This window comes from Arthrobacter sp. 01L42, assembly GCF_056400005.1.
This window is the reverse complement of the sequence record NZ_JBFTSL010000003.1, coordinates 207,975-233,562: the sequence shown is the minus strand read 5'-3', so window position 1 is coordinate 233,562 and position 25,588 is coordinate 207,975. Positions and strand designations below refer to the sequence as shown.

22 protein-coding genes are annotated in these 25,588 nt (G+C 67.7%); 14 read left to right on the top strand and 8 right to left on the bottom strand.

Features of this window, described 5'->3' with window-relative positions:
• The first annotated feature begins 30 nt into the window (after nt 1-30).
• Nucleotides 31-957, top strand: a complete 927-nt coding sequence (pdxS, locus tag AC1DN2_RS04210; RefSeq protein WP_026266390.1) for a pyridoxal 5'-phosphate synthase lyase subunit PdxS — start codon at nt 31-33, stop codon at nt 955-957.
• Between the two features lie 298 nt (nt 958-1,255).
• Here pdxS and AC1DN2_RS04205 read toward each other — a convergent pair whose 3' ends face one another.
• Nucleotides 1,256-3,268, bottom strand: coding sequence for a M3 family metallopeptidase (locus tag AC1DN2_RS04205; protein ID WP_476849326.1), 2,013 nt, complete (start codon nt 3,266-3,268; stop codon nt 1,256-1,258).
• Between the two features lie 82 nt (nt 3,269-3,350).
• Here AC1DN2_RS04205 and AC1DN2_RS04200 point away from each other — a divergent pair, with 82 nt between their 5' ends.
• The 3 genes from AC1DN2_RS04200 to AC1DN2_RS04190 are packed head-to-tail and all read left to right on the top strand — an operon-like array spanning nt 3,351 to nt 6,346.
• Nucleotides 3,351-4,625 (top strand): CapA family protein, encoded by a 1,275-nt coding sequence (locus tag AC1DN2_RS04200; RefSeq protein WP_476849325.1) that lies wholly within the window; start codon nt 3,351-3,353, stop codon nt 4,623-4,625.
• A gap of 11 nt (nt 4,626-4,636) precedes the next feature.
• Nucleotides 4,637-5,500, top strand: coding sequence for an alpha/beta fold hydrolase (locus AC1DN2_RS04195; protein WP_476849324.1), 864 nt, complete (start codon nt 4,637-4,639; stop codon nt 5,498-5,500).
• Nucleotides 5,501-5,509: 9 nt separating this feature from the next.
• Nucleotides 5,510-6,346: an alpha/beta fold hydrolase gene (locus AC1DN2_RS04190; RefSeq protein WP_476849323.1), complete on the top strand. Its 837-nt coding sequence runs from the start codon at nt 5,510-5,512 to the stop codon at nt 6,344-6,346.
• Between the two features lie 34 nt (nt 6,347-6,380).
• Here the strand turns inward: AC1DN2_RS04190 and AC1DN2_RS04185 are convergent, their stop codons facing one another.
• From AC1DN2_RS04185 to AC1DN2_RS04175, 3 genes are read right to left on the bottom strand one after another with little or no spacing between them, the layout of a single operon-like run.
• Nucleotides 6,381-6,869: a GNAT family N-acetyltransferase gene (locus AC1DN2_RS04185; protein WP_476849322.1), complete on the bottom strand. Its 489-nt coding sequence runs from the start codon at nt 6,867-6,869 to the stop codon at nt 6,381-6,383.
• 5 nt (nt 6,870-6,874) lie between these two features.
• Nucleotides 6,875-7,681 (bottom strand): type 1 glutamine amidotransferase, encoded by an 807-nt coding sequence (locus tag AC1DN2_RS04180; RefSeq protein ID WP_476849321.1) that lies wholly within the window; start codon nt 7,679-7,681, stop codon nt 6,875-6,877.
• Nucleotides 7,678-8,967, bottom strand: coding sequence for a MurT ligase domain-containing protein (locus AC1DN2_RS04175; RefSeq protein WP_476849320.1), 1,290 nt, complete (start codon nt 8,965-8,967; stop codon nt 7,678-7,680). Before AC1DN2_RS04175 ends, AC1DN2_RS04180 begins: the two co-directional genes overlap by 4 nt.
• 104 nt (nt 8,968-9,071) lie before the next feature.
• Between AC1DN2_RS04175 and pdxT the strand changes: the two genes are divergently transcribed.
• The 9 genes from pdxT to AC1DN2_RS04130 all read left to right on the top strand — a co-directional run bounded on the left by pdxT (nt 9,072) and on the right by AC1DN2_RS04130 (nt 19,118).
• Nucleotides 9,072-9,773, top strand: coding sequence for a pyridoxal 5'-phosphate synthase glutaminase subunit PdxT (gene pdxT, locus AC1DN2_RS04170; protein ID WP_476849319.1), 702 nt, complete (start codon nt 9,072-9,074; stop codon nt 9,771-9,773).
• Nucleotides 9,774-9,776: 3 nt separating this feature from the next.
• Nucleotides 9,777-10,532, top strand: coding sequence for a YebC/PmpR family DNA-binding transcriptional regulator (locus AC1DN2_RS04165; RefSeq protein WP_223916716.1), 756 nt, complete (start codon nt 9,777-9,779; stop codon nt 10,530-10,532).
• Nucleotides 10,533-10,581: 49 nt separating this feature from the next.
• Nucleotides 10,582-11,160, top strand: coding sequence for a crossover junction endodeoxyribonuclease RuvC (ruvC, locus tag AC1DN2_RS04160; protein WP_079554348.1), 579 nt, complete (start codon nt 10,582-10,584; stop codon nt 11,158-11,160).
• Nucleotides 11,161-11,285: 125 nt separating this feature from the next.
• Nucleotides 11,286-11,930 carry a Holliday junction branch migration protein RuvA gene (gene ruvA / locus AC1DN2_RS04155; protein ID WP_018773177.1) on the top strand — a complete coding sequence of 215 codons (645 nt, stop codon included), beginning with the start codon at nt 11,286-11,288 and terminating at the stop codon, nt 11,928-11,930.
• Nucleotides 11,923-13,047: a Holliday junction branch migration DNA helicase RuvB gene (ruvB, locus tag AC1DN2_RS04150; RefSeq protein ID WP_476849318.1), complete on the top strand. Its 1,125-nt coding sequence runs from the start codon at nt 11,923-11,925 to the stop codon at nt 13,045-13,047. The genes ruvA and ruvB overlap by 8 nt, the downstream gene beginning before the upstream one ends.
• Before the next feature lie 214 nt (nt 13,048-13,261).
• On the top strand, nt 13,262-13,684 hold the full coding sequence (gene yajC, locus AC1DN2_RS04145) for a preprotein translocase subunit YajC (RefSeq protein ID WP_476849317.1): 423 nt from the start codon (nt 13,262-13,264) through the stop codon (nt 13,682-13,684).
• 104 nt (nt 13,685-13,788) lie between these two features.
• On the top strand, nt 13,789-15,564 hold the full coding sequence (gene secD / locus AC1DN2_RS04140) for a protein translocase subunit SecD (protein WP_476849316.1): 1,776 nt from the start codon (nt 13,789-13,791) through the stop codon (nt 15,562-15,564).
• A complete protein-coding gene (secF, locus tag AC1DN2_RS04135; protein ID WP_230008622.1) occupies nt 15,565-16,584 on the top strand; it encodes a protein translocase subunit SecF in 1,020 nt (339 codons plus the stop codon). It begins immediately after the preceding gene.
• A gap of 215 nt (nt 16,585-16,799) precedes the next feature.
• Complete coding sequence (locus AC1DN2_RS04130) at nt 16,800-19,118, top strand: RelA/SpoT family protein (protein ID WP_476849343.1); 2,319 nt, start codon at nt 16,800-16,802, stop codon at nt 19,116-19,118.
• 40 nt (nt 19,119-19,158) lie between these two features.
• On the opposite strand, the gene AC1DN2_RS04125 is transcribed toward AC1DN2_RS04130, so the two are convergent.
• From AC1DN2_RS04125 to AC1DN2_RS04115, 3 genes are all read right to left on the bottom strand, one after another.
• The gene (locus AC1DN2_RS04125; protein ID WP_476849315.1) at nt 19,159-19,839 is read right to left on the bottom strand and encodes a hypothetical protein; all 681 of its coding nucleotides are present in this window, start codon (nt 19,837-19,839) and stop codon (nt 19,159-19,161) included.
• A gap of 116 nt (nt 19,840-19,955) precedes the next feature.
• Entirely contained in the window at nt 19,956-21,632 is a 1,677-nt protein-coding gene (locus tag AC1DN2_RS04120) for a DUF349 domain-containing protein (RefSeq protein WP_476849314.1), read from the bottom strand.
• Nucleotides 21,633-21,693: 61 nt separating this feature from the next.
• A complete protein-coding gene (locus AC1DN2_RS04115; protein ID WP_476849313.1) occupies nt 21,694-22,500 on the bottom strand; it encodes a peptidylprolyl isomerase in 807 nt (268 codons plus the stop codon).
• A gap of 279 nt (nt 22,501-22,779) precedes the next feature.
• Here AC1DN2_RS04115 and hisS point away from each other — a divergent pair, with 279 nt between their 5' ends.
• Nucleotides 22,780-24,120, top strand: coding sequence for a histidine--tRNA ligase (hisS, locus tag AC1DN2_RS04110; protein ID WP_476849312.1), 1,341 nt, complete (start codon nt 22,780-22,782; stop codon nt 24,118-24,120).
• On the opposite strand, the gene AC1DN2_RS04105 is transcribed toward hisS, so the two are convergent.
• The gene (locus tag AC1DN2_RS04105) at nt 24,117-25,496 is read right to left on the bottom strand and encodes an APC family permease (RefSeq protein ID WP_476849311.1); all 1,380 of its coding nucleotides are present in this window, start codon (nt 25,494-25,496) and stop codon (nt 24,117-24,119) included. The two genes, hisS and AC1DN2_RS04105, sit on opposite strands and share 4 nt — an antisense overlap.
• Nucleotides 25,497-25,588: the final 92 nt, after the last annotated feature.

Here is a 25,588-nt window from a genome sequence, read left to right as displayed (position 1 = left end):
GAGGTCATCTATCTACCCATAGGGGTTTTTGTGTCTACACCTGATGTAAGCAGCGAAGCCGGCGCGTCCGCGAAGAACGTCACGGGCAGCAGCCGCGTCAAGCGCGGCATGGCTGAGATGCTCAAGGGCGGCGTCATCATGGACGTCGTCAACGCCGAGCAGGCCCGCATCGCCGAAGACGCCGGTGCCGTGGCCGTGATGGCGCTGGAACGTGTTCCGGCCGATATCCGCGCCCAGGGCGGCGTGTCCCGCATGTCCGATCCCGACATGATCGACAAGATCATTGCGGCCGTGTCCGTGCCCGTTATGGCCAAGGCCCGGATCGGGCACTTCGTCGAGGCGCAGGTGCTGCAGTCCCTCGGCGTGGACTACATTGACGAGTCCGAGGTCCTGACCCCGGCGGACTACACCAACCACATCGACAAGTGGAACTTCACCGTTCCGTTCGTCTGCGGTGCGACCAACCTGGGCGAGGCCCTGCGCCGGATCAACGAGGGCGCGGCGATGATCCGGTCCAAGGGCGAGGCCGGCACCGGGGACGTCTCCAACGCCACCACGCACATGCGCCAGATCCGTGCCGAGATCAAGAAGCTCGCCGGCATGGCCGAGGACGAGCTCTACGTCGCGGCCAAGGAGCTGCAGGCCCCATACGAACTGGTCAAGGAAGTTGCCGCGACCGGCAAGCTCCCGGTGGTGCTGTTCACCGCCGGCGGCATCGCCACCCCGGCCGACGCCGCGATGATGATGCAGCTCGGCGCCGACGGCGTGTTTGTCGGCTCCGGCATCTTCAAGTCCGGCAACCCGGCCCAGCGGGCCGCCGCCGTCGTGAAGGCCACCACGTTCTACGACGACCCGGACGAGATCGCCAAGGCCTCCCGCGGTCTGGGCGAGGCCATGGTCGGCATCAACGTCGACGAGATCCCGCAGCCGCACCGCCTCGCCGAGCGCGGCTGGTAATACTAGGCGATAATCGCGCCTAACCCGCTTGGCTCAATAAGAGAGACTGCAGAGGCTCCAAAAGCGAGGCGCCTCGGCGCCGAGTTTGTGGAGAAGCAGTCGAACGCGGACGGCGCTGATCCTCTGCGTGCTATTCCCCGCGCCCTGTTGGCAGCTGAGCGGCTGCCCGGGGCGCGGGGCCCCTTTTACGCACGCTGCCGGATCACGCCGCCCTTCGCCTTGCGCTTCTGATTGAACGACGACGCCGGGCGGTCACCTTCTTAGGTGACCGCCCGGCGTCGTTTGCGTTCTGCGGGGGTTAGTCGAGGCCGCGGCGCTTCAGCAGCGGCCCGAGATCCGAGTCCCGGCCGCGGAAGGCGCGGAAGGACTCCAGCGGGTCCCGGCTGTTGCCGCGGGAAAGCAGTTCGGCGCGGAAGAAATTGCCGTTCGCGCGGCTGAGTCCGCCGTTTTCCTTGAACCATTCCACGGTGTCAGCGTCCAGGACCTCGCTCCAGATGTAGGAGTAGTAGCCGGCGGCATACCAGCCTCCCGCGAAGATGTGCTGGAAGTAGCCGGTCCGGTAGCGCGGCGGGATCAGGCTGTGCGCCACGCCGGCCGCGGCCAGCGCCTTCGCTTCAAACTCGACGGCGTCATCCGGGATGTCGGAGCCATCCAGGACATGCCACGCCAGGTCCAGCAGGGCAGCGCCGAGGTATTCCGTGGTGCCGAAGCCTTCGCCCCAAAGCTGGGCGGCATTGAGCTTGTCCACGGTCTCCTGCGGCAGGGGTTCGCCGGTGGCGTGGTGCCGGGCATAGTTGGCCAGGACTTCGGGCCACATGATCCACATTTCGTTGACCTGCGAAGGGTATTCCACGAAGTCCCGCGGCACGTTCGTGCCGGAGAACCGAGGATAGGTGACGGCGGAAAACAGGCCGTGCAGGGCGTGGCCGAACTCGTGGAAGGTGGTGCGGAGCTCGTCCAGCGTCAGCAGGGTGGGCTCGCCGGCCGGCGGCTTGGAGATGTTGAGGTTGTTGATCACCACGGGTCGGGTGTTCAAGAGCCCTGACTGCTCCACGAGGGAATTCATCCACGCGCCCCCGCGCTTCGTCTCCCGTGTGTAGTAGTCGCCCAGGAAAAGGCCCAGATCCGTGCCGTCGGAATTCTTAACCTCCCAGACGCGCACGTCCGGGTGGTAGCCGGCGAGGTCGGCGCGTTCGTGGAAGGTGACGCCGTACAGGGCGTTTGCCGCGAAGAACACGCCATCATTCAAAACCCGGTCCAGCTCGAAGTAGGGGCGCAGGGCCTGTTCGTCCACGGCATACCGCTCCCGCTTGACCTTGGCCGAGTAATACGCCCAGTCCCAGGCCTCGAGGGGGTGGCCGGCGGCCCCGGCCAGCGCCTCGGCCTCTGCGTCGGCATTGCGGACGGCTGCGGGGGCCAGCCGGCTCATCATTGCCTGGACGGCTTGGAAGTCCGGTGCAGTCTGCCGGTCCACGCTGAGTTCGGCGAAGTTCGCGAACCCGAGAAGGCTGGCCTTCTCGGCGCGGAGCCGGACCATGTCCTTGACCAGGTCGAGCACATCGAAGCTTCCGCCGTCGCTGCCGCGGCCGATGGAGGCCTCGTAGAGGCGACGGCGGATTTCCCGGTTCGCCAGCGCGGCCATGGCAGGCTGGTTGCTCGGCTGGATCAGGGTCAGCAGGAACTTTCCCTCGTGCCCGGCGGTCCGGGCGGCCTCGGCGGCGCTGGCGACGTCGTCGGCGGGCAGGCCCGCGAGGTCGGCGGCGTCATCCAGCAGCAGGGCAGCGGACTTCATGCCCTCCTTGACGCGCTGGCCGAACTCGGTGCCGAGCCGGGACAGCTCGGCGTTGACCTCCTTGAGGCGCTCCTGGCCGGCGTCGTCGAGCTGGATGCCGGAGGCCCGGAACTCCTTGAGGTATTCCTCCACGAGCCGGGCGGACTCCGCGTCCAGGACCGTTGCGTCCAGCGCCGCGAAGCGTTCGTAGAGCCCGCGGTTGAGGTAGACGGCGTCCTGGTGGGCGGCGAAGAGCGGGGACAGGCGGGTCTCGAGGTCGCGGATGGTGTCAGAGGCGTCTGCGGACACCAGCGTGAAAAAGGACGCGGCGGCCCGGTCCAGGAGCCGCCCGGAGCGTTCCATGGCGAGGGCCGTGTTTTCGAAGGTCGGGGCCGCCGGAGTGTCCACGATGGCCTGGATTTCGGCAAGGTGCTCGGCCAGGCCGGCCTCGACGGCCTCGGCGTAGTGCGCGTCGTCGATGTCCGCAAACGGCGGCAGTCCATAGGGCAGGGTGCTGGGGCTCAGGAGGGGATTGGTCATGAAATGACTCTTTCATGCAGGCGGCCGCTTCTCAACGATCGGCTCCGTGTGTTGTGATGCCGCCCACCATAGGATGAGCGGCATGGAGAACACGACCGCGAGGCCGCGGGGCCGGATCCTGACCGCAGCAACGGCCGTTGTTCTCGGGTCGATGCTGGCATCCTGCGGACTCCTCGCCGGGCCGGATAACCCCCCGGCTCCCACGGCCGGCGGTACCGGGGGAACGTCCGACGTTACCCAGCCGCCGTCGGGCACCCCGACTCCGACCCCGCCGCCGACGCCGACGCCGACGCCGACGCCCGGGAAGGGGCCAGGCTGTGCGGCCGCCCGGTGCGCCTCCGTCCTCGTCACCGGGGACATGCTGGTCCACCCCCAGCTCTGGCAGCAGGCCCGCGAGGACGCCCGCGCTGCCGGCGCGACGGGGCTGGACTTCGGGCCGCTGCTGGAGGGCCAGCGGCGCTACATCGAGCAGAGCGACGTGGCGATTTGCCATCTGGAGACCCCGGTGGCCGGCCCGGACGGACCATTCTCCGGGTATCCCTCCTTCAACGTTCCGCCGCAGATCATCACCGCCGTGCGCGGCGTGGGATATGAGGCCTGCACGACCGCCAGCAATCACACCGTTGACCGCGGCACCGCGGGACTCGTCCGTACCCTGGACGCCCTCGACGCCGCCGGACTCCGGCACACGGGCTCGTACCGGACCGAGGCAGAGTCCCAGGGCATCCTGATCCTGCAGACCGCCGCGGCCAAAATCGCCGTCATTGATGCCGCATACGGCCTCAACGGGCTGCGCGCCGAGCAGCCCTGGCAGGTCGACCTGCTCGATCCCGACGCCATGATTTCCAAAGCACGCAAGGCCAAGGCTTTGGGCGCGGACATCGTGCTGGGGGTCATGCACGCCGGGGAAGAGTACTCAGCCGAGCCCAACACCCAGCAGCGCGACGTCGCCCATGCGCTCGTGGACAGCGGCCTGTTCAGCCTGATCTACGGCCACCACAGCCATTCGGTGCTGCCGATCGAAAAGTACAAGGGAACCTGGATTGTGTACGGGCTCGGCAACGGCATCACCGAGCTCTCGCCGTCGTTCGTGGTCAACAACGAGGGCCTGTTGGTCCGGGTGCAGTTCAGCCAGGACGCGTCCGGGTCCTGGGCCGCCTCGGACCTGGCCTGGGCGCCGTCGGTGATGGTCCGCGGACCCTACCGCTGGTGTTCGGTGGCTGCCGACGCGCCGCAGGGCCGTTGCGCCGGAACGGCGGTGGACGCAGCCACGCGCCTGCGCACCGCGGCCGTGCTGGAGTCGATGGGCGCCGCGGCGGCGGGCGCCCATGAGCTTATTCTCACCCCGGGGTCCTAAGCTTGGGCAGCATGGAGATGATCAACGAACGGCGGAGCACCGTCGCGTCCAGCGGGGCTGAGCTTGCAGTGTTCGAGTATGGCAGGGAGCCGGGACCCGAAGTGCCGACACTGCTCCTGGTGCACGGCTATCCGGACGATCATCAGGTCTTCCTGCCGGCCATCCGTGATCTGGCCCGAAGCCACCACGTGGTCGCCTACGACACCCGGAACGCGGGCGCATCCGCCGTCGTCGGCCTCCCCGGGGACTTCACCCTGAAGACGCTCGTGGATGACATGTTCGCCGTGCTGGCCGCCGTCGGAGCCGCGGATGTCCATCTTGTGGGCCATGACTGGGGCTCGATCCAGGGCTGGGCCGCCGTCCAGGACCCCAGGGCCGCGGGCCTGATCGGCCGGTACACGTCCATCTCGGGCCCGGACCTGCGGCACTTCGCCCGCTGGGTGCGGAGCCGGTATGCACGTCCCCGGGCGTGGCCGCAGCTGGCCGGACAATTGGCCCGCAGCTGGTACATCGCCGCGTTCCTTGTGCCGAAGCTGCCGGAGGCCGCCTGGCGCCTCCTCCTCACGAAACGCTACGGGCAGATGGCCAAGCGCGACGTCGGCGATGATCCCATCCGCGGCCTGGCTCTTTACCGCGCAAATTTCTTTTCGGCGGTGAACTGGCCGGCCGGCGGCCGCGTGACGCTGCCCGTCCGGGTGGTGGTGCCGCTGAAGGATTCCTTCCTGTCGCCGGGCCTCGTGGACGGACTGGATTCCTGGGTGGATGACCTCACGGTGATCCGGGTGGACAGCGGCCACTGGTGGCCGGCATCCCGGCCGGCGGAGTTCGCGGAGCTGCTCCGGCAGCCGCAGCCGACGACTCAGATAACACCGTAGGACGGCGCCATGGCCCGGGTAAACCGGCGGGATCGGGAATCCCGGAGCGGGACGTTCAGCAACGGGATGGAATACCTGACGTGGGGCCGGGGCCCGAAGACGCTCTTGTTCGTCCAGGGCGGACCGGGGAGCTTCGTGCCCCAGGGGGTGCTGCGCGGACTGTTCCGGCGGGAGTTTGCCGCCTATCAGGAGGCCGGGTACGCCATCTGGATTGTCACCCGCCGGCGGAACATGCCGGCGTCGCACACCAGCGCCGACATGGCCGACGACTACGCCCAGCTGATCGCCGAGGAGTTCGGCGGCCGGGTCGGCCTGGTGGTGGCCGAGTCATTCGGCGGCATGATCGGGCAGTACCTGGCCGCACGCCATCCCGAGTCCTTCGGGCACATCGCGATGGTGGTCACGGCGGCCGAACTGAGCGCGTGGGGCAAGGACGTGGACGAGCGGATGGCCGCCGCCGTCGCTGCCGGAGACCCAGGCCGCGCCGGGACGGTCATGGCCGAGTACCTCTTACCGGGGCCGCGGACCCGCTGGCTGCGGGAACTGCTGGGACCTGTCGTCGGCCGGCGCGTGCTGGACCCCTCCGGATGCCCCGCCGCGGACGTCCTGACGGAGGCGCGGGCCGAGTTCGCGTTTGATGCGCGGGCGGTACTGCCGCTCATTCGTCCGCCCGTCCTGCTGCTCTGCGGCGGCCGGGACGCGTTCTTCCCGAGGACGGTTGCGGAGGAGACCGCGCAATTGATTCCAGACTGCACCCTGATCGTCTACGAGCGATGGGGCCATATCCGGGCAGGATCGAGCCGGCGGGTGCCGCGCGATGTCCTGGCTTTCGTCCGGAGCCGATGACGGCAGGCGGGGCCCATGGAAGGCTGCCGGGCAGCTACCCGGCGTCCAGGAGCAGGGACATGAAGACGCTGTTGGGGTCGGCTTCGTAGCCGGCAAACGGCGGGCAGTCCGTGAAGCCGTGCCGCTCGTACAGCCGCCGCGCGGGGGCGAAGAACTCCTGGCTCCCCGTCTCCAGGAACAAGCGTTCGTAGCCGCTGTGCCGGGCCTCGGCCAGGAGGTGGCGGAGCAGCGCCGACGCAACGCCGCGCCCGCGGGCTGCATTCGCGGTGCGCATTGACTTGATCTCGGCGTCGCCGGGAGCCAGGTGTTTCAGCGCCGCGCAGCCCAGGAGCCGGGAGTCCTGCCGGGCGGTCCAGAAGCTGATGCCGGGTCCGGCCAGGGCGGCAGGTTCAAGGGCGTGGACGCTTTCCGGCGGGGAGGTCGCGTACATGTCGGCGAGGTGTTCGCCCAGGAGTCGCAGGACGTCCTCGCGCTCCGGGGTGTCGCGCCCAATCCGGACCGTGCCGCCCTCGGTGCCTGCCACCTGGGTCAGCGGGGCCGGCGGGCGGCGTGTTCCCGCGCCAGCACCGCGTAGGAGTCATCCGGCGTGCCCGGGGTGAAGCTGCCGTATTTGCGTTCGACGGCGGTCCGGATCAGGAAATCCGCGAGAGCCGGGTTCTTGGGCAGCAGCGAGCCGTGCAGGTAGCTCGCCACGATGTTGCGGTAGCGGGCTCCCTCCTGGCCGTCCGTGCTGTTGTTGCCGGTACCTTTGGCCGTCGTCCCGAGCGGTTCGACGCCCGGTCCCAGTGTGGTTTGGCCGCTGTGGTTTTCGTAGCCGAGGATGTTGCCGAATTCGGGGGAGGAGACCGTGACGTTGCCGATCAGGCGCTCGTCGGTGCCGTGGGTTTCCACGTCCAGGATGCCGATGCCCGGGAGGACCGACCCGAGCCGGGTCTTGAAGAATTTCCCGAACAGCTGGTACAGCCCGCAGATCACGAGCATCGGGGTGCCGGCGTCGGCCATCTGCTTCAGGGTGGACTCGCGCGAGAGGAGGTCGTCCTGGATGACGAGCTGTCCGCTGTCCTGTCCGCCGCCACCGACAATCAGGTCCACATCTGCCGGGAACGGGTCACCAACGTTGTACTCGAGCAGTTCCGGCGTGTAGCCGTGCCAGCGCAGGCGCTGCGCGAGGACCAGGGCGTTGCCCCAGTCGCCGTAAATGTTCATGTCCCGCGGGTAGAGCTGCAGGACCCGGATGGTTCCCTTGCTGGGGGCCGCGGAATCTTCGGGCGGAAGTTCGTGCCCGAAGGACAGCTCGTGCGGGGTTTCGGGGGATTCGGGGGACGCGGGGGTCATGAGACCACCTCCACTGTGGTGATTTTGGACAGCTCGCGGCGGATGGCCAGCATGGCCGTGTAGGTGCAGAAGATCCTCTTCGGCTTGCCCTCGCCGCCGCGGATGAACGCCGCGAGTGCCGGCGCAATGTCCGTGTCGACGGCGCCGATCGCGACGTCGTCGTACTGCAGCCGCAGCGCCATGTCATACGCGCGGGAGCCCGTGAGCTGGTCCACGCCGCCGTTGCGGAGCGTGTCGAATTCGACGTCCCACAGCCAGGACATGTCCCGGCCGTCTGCGTAGTTGTCGTTGATCGCGATCATCGTGGCGTACCCGGCGGCGGGGAACGATTTGAGGCCGAGCCGGAAACCGCTGGGGTTCTTGACCAGGACCAGTTCCAGCGGCAGGCCATCGACCACGAGGCTTTCGCCGCGGCCGAACGCCGGCGCCACCTTGGACAGCGCCGTGAGCAGTCCGGCCTGGTCGGTCCCGGTGCCGCGGGCGCCGGAGACGCCGCGGGCCAGGGTCAGCGCGGCGGCGGCATTGAAGATGTTGTAGACGCCGCGCAGTTTCATCCCCGTGGTGACTGTCGCGCCGTCGTACTCGAAATCGGCGTCGTCGGCGCCCACGCGGCGCAACACGACGTCGGCGGCGGGCCGGGCGGGGGCGGCCGGCACCGGGCTGCCCGGGGCGGCGCGCATGTCGTCGTCGTTGGGGAAGGTGCTCAGCAGCGAATCGTCGAGCCCGAAGTAGAGCACCTCCGGTCCGTCCAGGGTCTGGGCGATCCGGGCGACGCGCGGGTCTTCCCGGTTCAGGACCACGGTCCCGGTGGTCTTGGACGCGATGTGCTGGAGCAGTTCGGCGGTCTTGTCGATCTCGCCGAACCGGTCCAGCTGGTCGCGAAGGACATTGAGCAGGAGGCTGTACCGCGGCGGGACCTTGTTGACGAAGTGGACGGCATGCGCCTCGTCCAGTTCCAGGACCGCGACGTCGGCATCGAGCCGGCCCCGCCAGTCGACCTCGCCCAGGAGCGCCGCGGCCACGCCGCGGGTGAAGTTGCTGCCGGTGCGGTTGGTGAAGACTCTCAGTCCCTGGCTCTCGAGCAGTTCCACAACCATCTTGGTGGTGGTGGTCTTCCCGTTCGTGCCACTGACGACGGCGACCCCCAGCGGCAGCGTGGACAGCGTCCGCCGCATGAAATCGGGGTCGATTTTTTCGACCACAAGCCCGGGGAGGGCCGAGCCTCCGCCCCTGAGCCGGGAGACCCGGCGGACGAACTTGCCGAGCGGAACGCTGAAGTAAAGCATGCTCTGTAATATATCCCAGCAGCGGCATGGAACCCGGACGCCCGGGGGCCGCTGCATGCTTCTTCCATGCGTGCCGTGCAGGCGCAGAGCATTATGCTGTGGGGATGACCACCCCCTCTTTTTCCCCTGAATCCCGCGTGGGAACGGGGCTCCGGATCGGCGTCCTGGCGCTGCAGGGCGATTTCCGGGAGCATCTGCATGCCGTGGAAGCCGCCGGCGCCGCCGGCGTCGGGATCCGGCGTCCCGCCGAACTCGACGGCCTGGACGGCCTCATCATCCCCGGCGGCGAATCGACCACGATCGACAAGCTCTCCCGGATCTTCGGGCTCCGGGATCCGCTGCGCGAACGCATCCAGGCCGGCCTGCCCGTCTACGGCTCGTGCGCCGGGATGATCCTGCTGGCGGACGAGATCGCGGACCCGGCGAAGGACCTGGCCGGAAACCCGCAGCAGACGTTCGGCGGACTCGACATCACCGTGCGCCGCAACGCCTTCGGCCGGCAGCGCGAGTCCTTCGAGACGGACCTGGACTTCAGGGGATTAGGGTTCAGCGGCGCGGGCGGGGCAGTGGCGCCGGTCCACGCCGTCTTTATCCGCGGGCCCTGGGTGGAGCGCGTCGGCGACGGTGTCGAAGTCCTTGCCCAGGTGGAACCGTCGAAAGCCGGCCACCCCGAATCCCTGGACGGGACGGCTAGAATTGTTGCAGTGCGTTCCGGCAAGCTGCTGGCCACCTCCTTCCACCCGGAAGTGACGGGGGAGAAGCGCGTGCATGAACTGTTTATTCGAATGATCAGAGGAGAAGCGTAAAGCATGTCAGGCCACTCCAAATGGGCGACGACCAAGCATAAGAAGGCCATCCTTGACAGCCGCCGGGCCAAGTCGTTCGCCAAGCTGATCAAGAACATCGAAGTCGCCGCGCGCATGGGCGGCCCCGACCTCTCCGGCAACCCCAGCTTGGAACTGGCCGTCACCAAGGCGAAAAAGACGTCGGTGCCCGCTGACAATATCGACCGCGCCATCAAGCGCGGCGCCGGGCTCACCGGCGAGGTCGTCGATTACACCGAAATCATGTACGAGTGCCGCGGCCCGCAGGGTTCCGCGCTGCTGATCGAGTGCCTCACGGACAACAAGAACCGTGCCGCCTCCGAGGTCCGGCTCGCCATCTCCCGCAACGGCGGCACGATCGCCGATCCCGGCTCCGTCAGCTACCTCTTCTCCCGCAAGGGCGTCGTCTCGCTGCCGAAGAACGGCCTGGCCGAGGACGACGTCCTGATGGCCGTGCTGGATGCCGGGGCCGAGGAAGTCAAGGACAACGGCGACAGCTTCGAGATCCACTCCGAGCCGACCGACCTCCAGGCCATCCGCGATGCCCTCACGGAAGCCGGCATTGAGTACGACACCGACGAGGCCGAGTTTGTGCCGTCCATGCAGGTGCCGCTGGACCTTGATGCCGCCAAGAAGTTCATGAAGCTGGTGGACGCCCTGGAAGAGCTCGACGACGTCCAGAACGTGTACAGCAACGCCGACCTCAGCGACGAAGTGCAGGCCGCACTGGAAGCCGAGTGACCCGCTCACCCAAACGTGACTTTTGGGGCCCGGTCTTGACGGCCCAACCGTGACGCTGCGCGTGTTGGGGGTCGACCCGGGCCTCACCCGTTGCGGGATCGGCGTTGTCGACGTCGAGCGGAACCGGCGGGCCACTTTGGTGGCCTTCGGCGTTGTGGGCACCTCACCCGAGGAGAGCCTGGACCAGCGGCTGCTGGTCATCGCCACGTCCATCGACGAGTGGCTGGACCGCTACGAACCCCAGGTCCTCGCCGTGGAGCGGGTCTTTTCCCAGCTCAACGTCAGCACGGTCATGGGGGTGGCGCAGGCCTCCGGTGTGGTCATTGCGGCCGCCGCGCGCCGTGGCATCCCGGTGGCTCTGCACACCCCGTCCGAGGTCAAGGCAGCCGTGACGGGAAGCGGGACCTCGAACAAGGATGCGGTCACCAAGCTGGTGACCAAGATCCTCCGGCTGGACGCGCCTCCGCGCCCTGCCGACGCCGCCGACGCCCTTGCGTTGGCCATCACCCACGCTTGGCGGGCCGGCAGCGGGGCCGCCGTAGCCACGACTGGGCCGGGCAGCCAGTCCCTCACTCCGGCGCAGCGGGCGTGGGCGGACGCGGAGGCAAAAGCGCGCCGTGCGCGCTGAATGTCCGGCTGTGACGCCGCGGGGCTTGGTAGGGTATTCGTAGATATGTTCGGATAGCCGGCGTGCCCGGCTGTACGTTCTTTCATCACCCAGTTGTAGACGCCAGTTAGACCAGGAGCCCGGCCTTGATCAGTTTTCTTCGTGGAACCGTTGCGCATGTTGGCCTGTCCTCCGCCGTGATCGACCTCAACGGCGCCGGCATGAGCGTCAACGCCACACCGCAGACCCTCAGCGGCCTCCGGGTGGGTGAGGAGGGAAAGCTATTCACGTCCCTGATCGTGCGGGAAGACTCGCTGACCCTGTTCGGCTTCGCCAGCGATGACGAACGCGAGGTGTTTGATGTGCTCCTCAGCGTCAGCGGAGTCGGTCCCCGCCTCGCACTGGCGGTGCTGGCCGTCCACGAGCCCGAAGCCATCCGGGTGGCCGCCCACTCCGGCGACGGCAAGGCCTTCACGAAGGTCCCCGGCATCGGACCGAAGGTGGCCGGCCGGATCGTGCTCGAACTAGCCGGCAAGCTTGTGCCGCACGGCACCGCCGGCGCGCCTGTCGCGGCCGTGTCCGCCGAATCCGTCTGGAAGCCGCAGGTGGTGGCCGCGATGACCAGCCTGGGCTGGTCCGAAAAGGATGCCACGGCCAGCATCGACAAGTCCCTTGCCGATTCCCCGGACCTCGCGGCGAACGGCAATGTGGCGGAGATTCTCCGCGCGACGCTGCGCTGGCTGGGCCAGGACGGCGCCCGCGCCGGGAACCGGGTAGGCGCGCGTGGCTGAGCCGTCGATCGTCGCCGGGGGAGAGGAACCGGAGGAGCGGGTCATCGAAGCCGCCCTGCGGCCCAAGAACCTGCACGACTTCGTGGGCCAGCACCGGGTCCGCAAGCAGCTCTCCCTCGTGTTGGAGGCCTCGCGCATGCGTGGGCGCAGCGCGGACCACGTGCTGCTCTCGGGCCCTCCCGGCCTGGGCAAGACCACACTGTCCATGATCATCGCCGCCGAAATGAACGTTCCGCTGCGGATCAGCAGCGGCCCGGCCATCCAACACGCGGGCGACCTTGCGGCCATCCTGTCCTCACTCTCTGAGGGTGAGGTCCTGTTCCTGGATGAAATCCACCGCATGTCCCGGCCGGCCGAGGAAATGCTGTACATGGCGATGGAAGATTTCCGCGTCGATATCGTCGTCGGCAAGGGCGCCGGCGCCACGGCCATTCCGCTGGAGCTGCCGCCCTTCACGCTCGTCGGCGCCACCACGCGGGCCGGCCTCCTTCCCGGCCCGCTGCGGGACCGGTTCGGTTTCACCGGCCACCTCGAGTTTTACTCCGTCGAGGAGCTGGAACTGGTCCTGCGCCGCTCCGCCGGCCTGCTGGACCTGAAGGTCAACTCCGCCGGATTCAGCGAGATTGCCGGCCGGTCCCGGGGCACGCCGCGCATCGCCAACCGGCTCCTGCGCCGGGTCCGGGACTGGGCGCTTGTGCACGGCATCGAGCAAATCGACGCGCGGGCGGCCTCCGCGGCCCTGGACATGTATGAGGTGGACAAGCGGGGCCTGGACCGGCTGGACCGTGCCGTTCTCGAGGCCCTCATCACCAAGTTCGGCGGCGGCCCGGTAGGCCTGTCCACGCTCGCGATCGCCGTCGGCGAGGAAACGGAGACCGTGGAAACGGTCGCCGAGCCCTATCTGGTGCGCGAAGGACTCCTGGGCCGGACGCCGCGCGGCCGGATAGCCCTGGCGCCGGCATGGACGCACCTGGGCTTCGCCATTCCGGCCGGCGCCTTCGGCCAGGACCCGCTGGAACTGTTCCAGGCCGACGAGCCGGGCGAGAGCCCGATCGGCGGGTCCGGTGGGGATCTCGGCGAAGAAACCGATCCTCAGTGGATCCGAAACAGCCGCTAGCACCGTTCTTTCAGCTTTTCCCTTTAGACTGGTATGACGCTCGGCACGTCCGGGTTTTGTTTCCGTGGGCGGAGAGCAGGTAGCCGCCGGCGGTCTGGGGGACGGTCTCGCGGCCAGTTTGCTGCGCAGACCCCTGCCCGCGCCGTCAGGAGCAAACGGACGTTGCTGAAAAACAGCTATGCAAGTACAGAACGGAACTTTCCCCTTGGATCTAATGACAATTCTCCTGTTCGTGATGCTTGGCGTGTTCGTCTTCATGATGTTCCGCCGCAACAAGAAAACGCAGCAGCAGCAGGCGCAGCTCCAGTCGAAGTTCGGCCCGGGCGTCGAGGTCATGACGAGTTTCGGGCTGTTCGGCCGGATCGTCGACATTGACGAAGCGGAGAACAAGGTCACGCTTGAGCTTTCCCCGGGCAACACGGCCACGGTGCACCGCCAGGCCGTCACCAAAATTGTGGAGCCGGTTGTCGCCGCCGAGGAGCCCACGGTCGTTCCCGACGACGCGTCCTCGCTGACCACCGAGAAGCTGGGTGCTGAGGGGACCGACGCCAGCGCCCCCGTCCACGACGCGCCGCGCACCGAAACGCCCGAGGAAACCCTGCGCCGCCTCAACGACGAAGGCAAAAAAGACAGCTAGTCTGCCTACCTGAGCTATCCCGCGAAGCAACGGTTGCGGGCATCCGTCGGCGGGGCCCAGAGCCCGCGCCGGCGGATCCGCCGTAAATAATAGAAAGATCGACAATGGCACGAACTGGCCCCAAAAACTCAGCCATCAGGATGCTGGTCTGGCTTGGCGTAATCATCGCCGCCATGACGGCTGTCCTGGCGGGCGGCACGATGGCCGGCCAGGCGGGCTGGGCTCCAAAGCTCGCACTGGACCTTGAAGGTGGCACCCAGATGATCCTGGCGCCCAAGGTTGAGGGCGGTTCGGGTATCACCGAAGACCAGCTCAACCAGGCCGTGGCGATCATTCGCCAGCGCGTGGACGGCTCGGGCGTCGCGGAAGCGGAAATCAGCACGCAGTCCGGCCGCAACGTCGTCGTCAGCCTCCCGGGAACCCCTGCCAAGGAAACCCGTGCGCTGATCCAGGCTTCCGCCGACATGAACTTCCGCCCGGTCATCCAGACCGGCCCCGGCGCAGCAGTCCCCGCCGCCTCCAGGACCCCGGATGCCCAGCTGCCGAAGCCGACAGCCGCGCCCGCCAACAGCAGCGACGAGAACTGGATTACCCCCGAGGTCTACAAGCAGTTCGAGGCCCTCGACTGCGACAACCCCTCCCAGGACAAGCAGCAGCGCTCCGACCCGACCAAGCCGCTGGTGACCTGCGAGCCGGCCTCGGCCAAGTCGCCGGCCATCAAGTACATCCTCGGTCCGGTGGAGGTGAAGGGCTCGAACATCAAGTCCTCCTCGTTCCAGCTGCAGCGCGGCGCACAGGGTGCCGTGACCAATGAATGGGCCGTCAACATCCAGTTCGATGACGCGGGCACCACCAAGTTCAAGGAAATCACCGAGCGCCTGTACCAGTTCTACGCCGCCGGCGGCGGCCAGACCGGCTCGGATCCGAAATCCCAGTTCGCAATCGTCCTGGACGACCAGGTCATCTCCGCCCCGCGCTCCCTCGCCGTCATCACCGACGGCCGGCCGCAGATCACCGGCGGATTCACCGAGGAGTCGGCCAAGGCCCTCTCCGACCAGCTCCGTTTCGGTGCCCTGCCGATCAGCTTCGAAATCCAGAGCGAACAGCAGATCTCGGCAACCCTCGGCGGTGAGCAGCTCCGCATGGGTATGCTCGCCGGCGTGATCGGCCTCCTGTTGGTGTTTGTCTACTCGCTGTTCCAATACCGGGCCCTTGGCCTCGTGACCGTGGCATCCCTCGTGATCGCCGGGGTGCTGACGTTCCTGGCCATCGCCATCCTCGGCTGGACCGAAAACTACCGGCTTTCGCTCGCCGGCGTCGCGGGCCTGATCGTGGCCATCGGCCAGACAGCCGACTCGTTCATCGTCTACTTCGAACGCATCCGCGATGAGCTCCGCGAAGGCCGCGGCCTGGTCTCGGCCGTCGAAAACGGCTGGAAGCGGGCCAAGCGCACCATTCTCGCGTCCAAGGCCGTGAACCTCCTCGCGGCCGTCGTGCTGTTCTTCGTGGCGGTGGGCAACGTCCGCGGCTTCGCGTTCACCCTCGGCCTCACCGCGATAGCCGACCTCATCGTCGTCTTCATGTTCACCCACCCCACCCTGCAGCTGCTGGCCCGGACCAAGTTCTTCGGCGAAGGCCACCGGTTCTCGGGCCTGGACCCGAAGCGCCTCGGTGCCGTCCCGCTGTACCGCGGTGCCGGCCGGGTCCGTACCCCGGAGGACAAGCCCGTGGCAGTGGTGCGCGCGAAGAACACCGGCGCCGCCGCCGAGGCAGAACGCCGGATGACCATTGCAGAACGCCGCCTCGCCGAAAAGCAGGATCAGGCACAACAGGCACAGCTCGCCGGTACCTCCAAGAGCGCGTCCAAGGAGGGCAAGTAAATGGTCAACTTCTCAACATTCGGCAATGAGCTGTACACGGGCAAGCGCTCGTACGACTTCGTCGGCTACAGGAAGCTGTGGTTCCTGATTGCCGGGATCGCCGTCGCCCTCTCCATCCTGATCCCGGTCGCCAAGGGTGGGTTCAACCTCGGCATCGAGTTCCGCGGCGGCTCCGAGTTCACGGTCTCCAACGTCAAGACCACCGAGGCCTCCCTCGGCGAGAAGGCCGTCAAGGACGTCGTGTCGGGATCCGTGCCGCGCGTGGCTAACGTCGCGGGTACCACCATGCGCATCCAGACGGACAAGCTCTCCGACGACGAGACGCTGCAGATTAAGGAAGGCCTCACCAAGGCCTACGGCGTGACCGATAACGAAGTCACCTCGACCTTCGTCGGCCCCACCTGGGGTGCGGACGTCACGAAGCAGGCGCTGATGGGCCTGGCAATCTTTGTGGGCCTGGCCGCCGTCCTGATGGCGCTCTACTTCCGGACCTGGAAGATGTCGCTCTCGGCACTTGTCGGCATGGCGGTCACGATGTTCGTGACCGCCGGTGTTTACGGCCTCAGCGACTTCGAAGTAACGCCGTCGGCCATCATCGGCTTCCTCACGGTGCTCAGCTACTCGCTGTACGACACCGTGGTGGTGTTCGACAAGATCCGGGAGAACACCTCGGACATGCAGGCCTCCACCCGGCGGACCTTCGCCGAAGAGGTCAACCTCGCCATCAACCAGACCCTGGTCCGGTCCATCAACACCATGGTGGTGGCCATCCTGCCGGTCGGTGCGATCCTCTTCATCGGGGCCGGGCTGCTCGGTGCCGGAACGCTGCGGGACCTGTCCCTGGCGCTGTTCGTGGGCATCCTGGTGGGCACTGCCGCCACGATCTTCATCGCGGCTCCGCTTTACGCCGCGCTGCGGCAGGGCGAACCCGACCTGGTCAAGCAGGCCAAACGGGTGGAACAGAGGCGTGCTGACGCGGCAGCCAAGGCCGAGTCGCCGGCGTCGCCCGCCACGGCCTGAACCGTCCCCAGCGGCCACAAACGGGCCGGAGACCGTCGTTTTCGACGGCCTCCGGCCCGTCGCCGTATCCCCGCCGGTTATCGAAGTATCCTGCTGCGGGAATACACTTGAATAATTAACCGGTCGCGAGAGGTGCTCCATTGGAAGAACGTTCGACGCCGGTGCCGGAGGCACCTGCGGACAAGGGCCAAGGCCAGGGTTCACAGACTGGCCTGGTGGTTCCCGGACGCCCCGATGTTCCCGTGCCGGTGGACAACTCCGGTGCCCGGCCCACTTTTCCCGGCAGGCGCGAGCGCACGAGGTCCCGCCTTGCCCGGCTGACGGGCCGTGGCACTCCGGCCTACTCGCCGATTTTGGAGCCGTTGCTGCGCACTGTGCGCGCCAACAACCCCAAAGAGGATTTCGATCTCATCCAGCGTGCCTTCGTGGTCGCCGAGCGCTGCCACCGGGGCCAGAAGCGCAAGAGCGGCGACCCGTACATCACCCACCCCGTCGCGGTGGCCACCATCCTCGCCGAACTCGGCCTCAGCGGCACCACGCTGGCCGCGGCCCTGCTGCACGACACCGTCGAAGACACGTCCTACACCCTCGCCGACCTCAAGACCGAGTTCGGTCCGGAAGTGGCCATGCTGGTGGACGGCGTCACGAAGCTGGACAAGGTCAGCTTCGGTGAGGCGGCCCAGTCCGAGACCGTGCGCAAGATGGTCGTCGCGATGGCCAAGGACATCCGCGTCCTGATGATCAAACTCGCCGACCGGCTCCACAATGCCCGCACGTGGCGTTTTGTCTCGGCTGAGTCCTCGGCCCGCAAGGCCCGGGAAACGCTGGAAATCTTCGCGCCGCTGGCCCACCGGCTTGGCATGAATACCATCAAGTGGGAGCTGGAGGATCTGTCCTTCGCTGCCCTCTATCCCAAGGTGTACGAGGAAATCGTGCGCATGGTGGGGGACCGGACCCCGGAACGCGAAAAGAACCTGGCTGTCATCCGCAACCAAATCACCGAGGACCTCAGGGCCGCGAAGATCAAGGCCACGATCACCGGGCGGCCAAAGCACTACTACTCGATCTATCAGAAGATGATCGTCCGCGACAAAGACTTCGACGACATCAACGACCTCATGGGCGTGCGCGTCCTGGTTGATTCTGTCCGGGACTGTTACGCGGCCCTGGGCGCGATGCACTCGCGCTGGAACCCCCTGCCCGGGCGGTTCAAGGACTACATCGCGATGCCCAAGTTCAACATGTACCAGTCGCTGCACACCACGGTGATCGGTCCCGGCGGCAAGCCGGTGGAAATCCAGATCCGCACCCACGAGATGCACCGGCGGGCCGAGTACGGCGTCGCCGCGCACTGGAAGTACAAGGACCAGCCGAACCGGACGGCGGCCGGCCCCGGCAGCCCGCGCGACGGCGACATGGGCTGGCTGCGTTCCCTCGTGGACTGGCAGCAGGAAACGTCGGACCCCGGCGAATTCCTTGACTCCCTGCGCTTTGAAATCAACGCCCGGGAAGTGTTCGTCTTCACCCCCAAGGGCGAGGTCATGGCACTCCCCGCCGGGTCCACGCCCGTCGACTTCGCGTACGCCGTGCACACCGAGGTGGGCCACCGGACTATCGGCGCACGCGTCAACGGCAAGCTCGTTCCGCTCAACAGCGAACTGAACCACGGCGACTGGGTCGAGATCTTCACCTCGAAGGCCGAAGGCGCCGGCCCCAGCCAGGACTGGCAGCACTTCGTCAAGAGTGCCCGGGCCCGGAACAAGATCAGGCAATGGTTCAGCAAGGAACGCCGCGAGGAAGCGATTGACCGCGGCAAGGACCTCCTGACCAAAGCGATGCGGAAGCAAAACCTTCCACTGCAGCGGCTCATGACCCACGACGCCCTCGCTGCGATCGCAGAGGACTTCAAATACGCTGACATCTCCGGGCTCTACGCCGGCGTGGGCGACGGCCATACCTCCGCCCAGTCCGTGATGGAACGCCTGGTGGAGAGCCTGGGCGGGAATGAGCACCCGGACGATGCCCTCACCGAGGTCTCCATCCCCACCCAGGTCAGCAAGGCCCGGTTCTCCGATTCCGGCGTCGTTGTCCGCGGCGTGGACGACGTCTGGGTCAAGCTCGCCCGGTGCTGCACGCCGGTCCCGCCGGATCCGATCCTGGGCTTCGTCACCCGTGGCTCCGGGGTCTCCGTGCACCGGACCGACTGCACCAACGTGAGCGGCCTGATGGACCAGCCGGACAGGATCGTGGAGGTGGACTGGGCCCCCACACAGTCCAGCGTGTTCCTGGTGGAGATCCAGGTCGAGGCGCTGGACCGCAAATCGTTGCTCTCCGACGTCACCCGGGTGCTCTCGGAAAACCACGTCAACATCCTGGCGGCGAGCGTGCACACGTCCACGGACCGGGTGGCAATCTCCAAGTTTGCCTTCGAGATGGGCGACCCGAAGTACCTTAGCCACGTGCTCAGCGCGGTCCGCAGGATCGACGGCGTCTTCGACGTGTACCGCACCACCGGAAACCGCCGCCGCAGCTGACCCGGCAGTTCAGGCCTCGGTCCAGGCTTACTGGACGGGATCAATCTGGCGCCGCCGGCTCTGCCTCGAGGGCGGCGAGCTTCGCCAGGGCCGCCCGCTTGTGCGGAACGCGCGGACTCGCCTCCACGGCGAGCCTGAGCAGCCGCAGGCGGACGCCCAGCTCGGGACGAGCCAACAGCGCCCTGAGGGCCGGCACGGCCCGCTCCGCGTCCACGTGCATCGCCACGTCCACCGCCGTGCGCAGCGGGCTGGACACCATCAGGCCTCCCATGCTCACGACGTCGAACGGCCCCAGCCGAACTTCGTGGAAGGTGCAGCCGCGCACGGACCGCAGACTGGAAATCCGCCGGTTGGCGTCAACCAGCAGCGCCAGGCGGTCAGGTTCCGTGGCACACCCATAGATCCATGCCGCGGTCATCCGGCCAGCCACGACCCGCTGCCGGATCGCCGGCGCCACCACCAGGGCCGCGGCCCGCGCGCGAAGCTGGGGACTGGCATGGGATCCGGGCGGCAGGTAGCCGCGCTGATACAGCTGCGTCAGCACGCCGTCGGCGGCCATGGCCTGCAGCTCCGGCCAGGAGAACAGCGCGCCGGGGGAGTAGAGCTCGCAGTGTTCCGGCCCCGGACCTGGACCTGGAGTCCCCGGCACCGGAGCTCCCGGCACCAGGGCGTGCCGGCCCGGATCCGGTGGAGCGGTGGGAGCGCGGGGCATGATTACCATTCCGCCATCGTTCCCGGTTCCCCGGACATAGAACAGGCCCCGTACCGGTCATGTGGATAACCGAAACGGGGCCTGGACTGACCTGCTGGTGTACTTCGTACTGGGGTGCCGTGTGCCTAGGAGAGTTCGCTCGCTGAGCGTTCGAGCTGCTCCAGCCAGGCCTGGCGTGCCTCGAGGGCTTCCCGGGCGGCCTTGATCTTGCGCTCGTCGCCGGCCTTCTCCGCCTTGGCCAGATCTTCCTTGAGGCCGGCAATAGCGGCCTCGAGCTGGGTGAGGGCGCTGTTGGTGCGCGCCTTCGTCTCCGGGTTGGAACGCTTCCAGTTTTCGTCCTCGGCGTGGCGGACAGCGTCCTCCACCTTCCGCAGACCGGCTTCGATGCGGCCCATGTCGGCGCGCGGCACCTTGCCGGCCTCTTCCCAGCGGTCCCGGATGGACTGCAGCGACTTCTTGGCTGCCGCGAGATCCTTGATCGGCAGGAGCTCGTTGGCTTCCACCAGGAGCGCTTCCTTTACCACCAGGTTCGCACCGTACTCCTGGTCGATCTCGTCGTTGGCTGCCTGGCGGTTGGTGAAGAAGACGTCCTGGGCGGCGCGGAAGCGGGCCCACAGCGCGTCGTCGTCCTTGCGGCTGGCGCGGGGTGAGGCTTTCCACTCATCCATCAGGCGGCGGTACTCGCCGGCGGCAAAACCCCAGTCGGTCGAGGAGGAAAGGGCCTCGGCCTCGGTGATCAGCTTCTCCTTTGCGGCCTTGGCCGCCGAGTTGTTGCTGTCCAGCTGTGAGAAGTACGCGCGGCGGTGCCGGTCAAACACCGTGCGGGCGGCGCGGAACCGCTTCCACAGTGCGTCCTCGTTGCTGCGGCCGAGCCGGACGCCGCTCTTCTGGGCGGTCTTCCAGCTCTCGAAGAGTTCGTTCATCCGCGCGCTGGAGGTCTTCCACTGGATCTGCGCGGGATCGTGGCCGGCAATTTCCTCGGCCTCGGCCACGATGGCCTCGCGGGCGGCAAGCTCAGCGGCGCGGACAGCGTCGTGCTCGGCCTTCTCAGCCTTTTCCAGCTCGCCGATCTGTGTCACCAGAGCGTCCAGCCGGGCCTCGGCGGAGCGGATGTCGCCCACCATGTTCCGCTCGGCGAGCTGCTCGCGCAGGTGCGTGACGGTCTTCTGCATGTCCGCGGTGGGCGCCTTGGAGCTCACCCGCTGTTCCAGCAGGACGATCTGGGCCACGACGTCCTCGAACTTCCGGGCGAAGTAGCCCAGGGCCTCGTCCTCGCTGACACCCGGGTACTGGCCTACGGGGTATTCCGTGCCGTCAACGGTCAGGAAGACATGGCCGTCGCCTTCAACACGGCCCCAGCGGGCCGCTTCGGCCAGTGAGGCTGCGGAGGACACGGCCGCCGGGGCCGGGGCCGGTGCGGCCGCGGACGGCTTGGCCTTCGGCCGGCCGGCAAACGCTGCCGGGCTCGGCGCGGGACGCGCGGCCGGCGCGGGACCCGGCGTCGGAACCGGGGCGGCGGTGGCTTCAGCTTGGTCAACAGGCTCGGCCGTCTCCGCGGGCTCGGCAGGTTCTGCCGGAACGGGCGGCACAGTGGGCTCGGCAGGTTCTGCCGGAACGGTGGGCACAGTGGCCTCGGGTGCCTCGGCGGGTTCCTCGCTGGTCGCGGCTGGGGCCTCGGGTGCCGCAGTCTCGCCGTCGGAGTCTACGGCAGCGCCTGCACTCTCGGCGGGGGTCGCCTCGGTTTCGGTTTCGTTGGCAGCTGCTGTTGCCAATGTTTCGTCGGATTTCTGACTGTCTGTCACCGCTAGAAGTCTTTCGCTTGGAGGGAAATACCGGGACCAGGGCCTTGGGGGCCGCGGCTGGTTACTTCAGTGAGAACGAGTCTATCGTGACTGGTTCCGCAGGTGCGCCGTCGGTGGCGTTGTCGCCGGGCTTCAGTCCGGCAGCGGCAATACCGCCCACCACGTCGAGTCCAGAGGTCACCTTGCCCACCACCGTATAGCCCCCGGCGGCATCCGCTGGAATGACGGTGTCCTTGTACACAATGAAGAATTGGGTGCCGTTACCGTTGGCGTTCCCGCCGGTCCGGGCCACTGCGATGGTTCCGGCGGGGTACTTGTTGTCCGTCGGGGTGTTTTCCAGCGGGCCCCAGGTGTAGCTCGGGTCGCTGCTGCCGTCACCTGCCTTGGAACCGCACTGGAGTACGCCGAAGTTCTCCGCCGTGGTCAGCCGGTGGCAGCTGACGCCGTCGTAGAACTTTTGGTCGGCAAGGGATTTGAAGACCGCCGCGGCCTGGGGGGCCTTCGTGCCGTCGAGTTCGACGCCGAGCGTGCCGCGGTTCAGCTTGAGCTCGCCCGTGAACGTCTTGCCCGCGGCAGTCTCCGGCTTGGGGATGTTCGCACCGTTCGTCGGGGCCGCTGTGGGTGAGGCGGACGCCGACGGGCTGTTCAGTCCCTCCTGCGCGGCCGCGAATTCCTCTTCGGTCGGGTTTGAGGCGAAGGCGGTCAGCTGAAGCACCAAGGCCAGGCCAATTGCGGCCGTGCCGGCGCTGATGGCGAAGACGTTGTCGCGCTTGCGGCGCTTGTCCTGGTCCCGGCGCAGGCCGCGCCTGGCCTCCATCTGCTGGACGCGCCGCTTCGCCTCGCGTGCGCTGCGTGAACTGGCCGCCAAAGGTCCTCCTGGTTGTATGGCCGCCACCATGACGGGGCCGTAGGCGCCGTCGCGGTAGCAGCAGCAAGCTGCCGGCAGTCCCGCAGGGTCCGGCTCCGTTGGAAGAAGCGGGCGCCGAACGCATAAACTGACTGCCGCACACAGTTTATGCACGACTGGCCGGTCTGCCGCTTATCTTCGTTACGTTTCGACAGAGAGAATGCCGCCTGACGCCCGCGCCCGAAGATACTGCAGTAGCAACGCGATACCGCAGTGGTAACCAGAGGAGAAAATTTCACCATGGCACGCACAGCCTCCCTGTCAGGATTCCCCGAGTGGCTTCCCGAGGAGCGGCTGGTGGAACTCCATGTGCTGGACACGCTGCGCCGGACCTTCGAGCTCCATGGTTTCTCCTCGATCGAGACCCGCGCCGTGGAGACGGTGGGCCAGTTGCTGCGCAAGGGGGAAATCGATAAAGAGGTCTACGGCCTGAGCCGGCTCCAGGACGATGAGGACTCCGCGGCCAAGGTTGACCCGCATGCCCTTGCCCTGCACTTCGACCTCACCGTGCCCTTCGCCCGGTATGTCGTGGAAAACGCCGGCTACCTGGCGTTCCCGTTCCGCCGTTACCAGATCCAGAAGGTCTGGCGCGGCGAACGTCCCCAGGAGGGACGGGCCCGCGAGTTCACCCAGGCGGACATCGACGTCGTCGGCGACGGCGAACTGCCGTTCCGGTACGACGTTGAAATCGCGCTGGTGATTGCCGAGGCGCTCAACGCGCTGCCCATCCCCGACTTCCTGCTGCGGATCAACAACCGCAAGCTGGCCGAGGGCTTCTACACCGGGATCGGCCTCACGGACACCGCGGGCGTCCTGCGCAGCATCGACAAACTCGAGAAGGTCGGGCCGGCGAAGGTGGCCGAGTTGCTCAAGGAGGAACTCGGCGCCACTGACGATCAGGCGCAGGCTGCCCTGAAGCTCGCGGGCATCCGCACCACGGACACGTCCTTTGTGGAGCAGGTCCGGGCGCTCGGCGTCACCAACGAGCTGTTGGAGGAAGGCCTGAACGAGCTGGAGCAGGTCATTGCGGCCGCCGTCCAGCACGCGCCGGGACGGGTCGTCGCCGATCTCAGCATCGCCCGCGGCCTCGATTACTACACCGGCACCGTGGTGGAAACCGTCCTGGTGGGGCACGAGCAGCTGGGCTCGATCTGCTCCGGCGGCCGCTACGACGCCCTGGCGAGCAAGGGCAACCGCAAGTTCCCCGGCGTCGGCCTCTCGATCGGCGTGACCCGGCTGGTGTCGCGGATCCTGAGTCAGGACCTGGCCAAAGCCACCCGCTCCGTGCCGACCGCCGTGCTGGTGACGCTCAACAACGACGACAGCTGGGCCGCCGCACAGGATGTCGCCGCGCAGCTGCGCAGCCGGGGCATCGCCACGGAGGTCGCCGCGAAGGCCGAGAAGTTCGGCAAGCAGATCAAGTTCGCCGACCGTCGCGGCATTCCGTTTGTCTGGTTCACTGACGACGACGGCAAGCACCAGGTCAAAGACATCCGCACGGGCGAGCAGTACGACGCCGACCCGGACTCGTGGACGCCCTCCGAGGAGGACCTGCACGTGCGCGTAGTCGCCGCGGGCTAGGACTTCCGGGCAGGCCCGTTAGTGTCCCGCGTCCTGCGCACCAGCAGGACGAGGAACCGCCCGGCCACCCCTGCCGCCAGCACCGCCGCCATGAACAGCACGGAGGCCGGCGGCAGGGTGACGGCCAGGACCAGGCAGCCGAGGAAGCCCAGCACATTGAGCCAGCGCGGCGCATGCCAGGGGCGGCCGGCCAGCGTGAAAGCCGCGGCGTTGGTCACGGCGTAATAGACCAGCACGCCGAAGCTGGAAAAGCCGACCACGGTCATCACGTCGGTGCTCAGCAGCAGGACCACGACGGCGGCGGCGACGGCCAGTTCCGCCGTGAACGGGACGGTGCGGGCGCGGCCCACCCTGGCCAGCGGGGCGGGCAGGTCCCGTTCCCGCGCCATCGCCAACGTGGTCCGGCCGACCCCGGTGATCAGGGCCAGCAGCGCGCCGAGGCCGGCCGCCGCCGCTCCGGCCTGGACGAACGGGACGCCGGCGCCGAGGCGGGAGACCGCCACCGCGTCCAGCAGCGGCGCCGTCGAACCCGCCAGCTGCTGCGGGGGCAGGTGCCACTGCAGCAGCGCGGCCAGGCCAAGGTAGATCACGAAGGCCCCGGCCAGTGCGGCCAGGATGGCCCGCGGGATCGTACGGGCGGGATCCTTGACCTCCTCGCCGAGGGTGGCGATCCGCGCATAACCCGCGAAGGCGAAGAACATCAGCCCCGCCGCGGGAAGGACGCCCCAGCCGCCGGAGGGCGGCGCGGGATAGGCCGGCGCCGCCGACACGGCGGGGGCGCCCGCCGGGTGCGGACCGAGCAGGGAGGCCACGGCGACGAAGACGAGCGTGGCCAACACGACGGCCAGCAGGATCCTGGTCAGCAGCGCGGTCCGCGTGATGCCGAGCAGATTAACTCCCGTGAGGACGACGACGCCGGCGACCGCCAGCGGCGTGGCATAGGCCGGCGCCACGTAGTGCCCGAACGTCAGCGCCATCGCCGCGCAGGACGCCGTCTTACCCGTGATGAAGCCCCAGCCCGCAATGAAGCCCGGCCACTGGCCGAGCTGCCGGCGCCCATACACGTAAGTTCCCCCGCTGTCGGGGTACCTCGCCGCCAACTGCGCCGACGCGACGGCATTGCAGTAGGCGATGACGCCGGCCACGGCCACGGCAAGTGTCAGCAGCGGCCCGGCCAGGGCCGCGGCGGGGGAGAACACGACGAACACGCCGGCGCCCAGCATCGAACCCAGGCCGATTGCCGTGGAATCGAACACGCCGAGGCGGCGCTGCAGCCGCTGGGGTGGCCGCTGCGGACCAGGCCGGCCGCCGGGCTGATCGCGGTGCTGACCGGGGGGCTGGTCGCCGGGCTGGGTTCCGTTGCGCCGGGTTGCCATGGCAAAAGGGGCCTTTCCAACGGGTAAACTCGAACGGGATCGTTCCCGTAGCGATCCTATTAGAACGTCATTGTTTTGTTATCACTTTTGAT

Coding starts and splice junctions, on each gene's coding strand:
- AC1DN2_RS04205 (WP_476849326.1), bottom strand. CDS start 3,268: ATGACCAATCCCCTCCTGAGCCCCAGCACCCTGCCCTATGGACTGCCG.
- AC1DN2_RS04200 (WP_476849325.1), top strand. CDS start 3,351: ATGGAGAACACGACCGCGAGGCCGCGGGGCCGGATCCTGACCGCAGCA.
- AC1DN2_RS04195 (WP_476849324.1), top strand. CDS start 4,637: ATGGAGATGATCAACGAACGGCGGAGCACCGTCGCGTCCAGCGGGGCT.
- AC1DN2_RS04190 (WP_476849323.1), top strand. CDS start 5,510: ATGGCCCGGGTAAACCGGCGGGATCGGGAATCCCGGAGCGGGACGTTC.
- AC1DN2_RS04180 (WP_476849321.1), bottom strand. CDS start 7,681: ATGACCCCCGCGTCCCCCGAATCCCCCGAAACCCCGCACGAGCTGTCC.
- AC1DN2_RS04175 (WP_476849320.1), bottom strand. CDS start 8,967: ATGCTTTACTTCAGCGTTCCGCTCGGCAAGTTCGTCCGCCGGGTCTCC.
- pdxT (WP_476849319.1), top strand. CDS start 9,072: ATGACCACCCCCTCTTTTTCCCCTGAATCCCGCGTGGGAACGGGGCTC.
- AC1DN2_RS04165 (WP_223916716.1), top strand. CDS start 9,777: ATGTCAGGCCACTCCAAATGGGCGACGACCAAGCATAAGAAGGCCATC.
- yajC (WP_476849317.1), top strand. CDS start 13,262: ATGACAATTCTCCTGTTCGTGATGCTTGGCGTGTTCGTCTTCATGATG.
- secD (WP_476849316.1), top strand. CDS start 13,789: ATGGCACGAACTGGCCCCAAAAACTCAGCCATCAGGATGCTGGTCTGG.
- secF (WP_230008622.1), top strand. CDS start 15,565: ATGGTCAACTTCTCAACATTCGGCAATGAGCTGTACACGGGCAAGCGC.
- AC1DN2_RS04125 (WP_476849315.1), bottom strand. CDS start 19,839: ATGGTAATCATGCCCCGCGCTCCCACCGCTCCACCGGATCCGGGCCGG.
- hisS (WP_476849312.1), top strand. CDS start 22,780: ATGGCACGCACAGCCTCCCTGTCAGGATTCCCCGAGTGGCTTCCCGAG.
- AC1DN2_RS04105 (WP_476849311.1), bottom strand. CDS start 25,496: ATGGCAACCCGGCGCAACGGAACCCAGCCCGGCGACCAGCCCCCCGGT.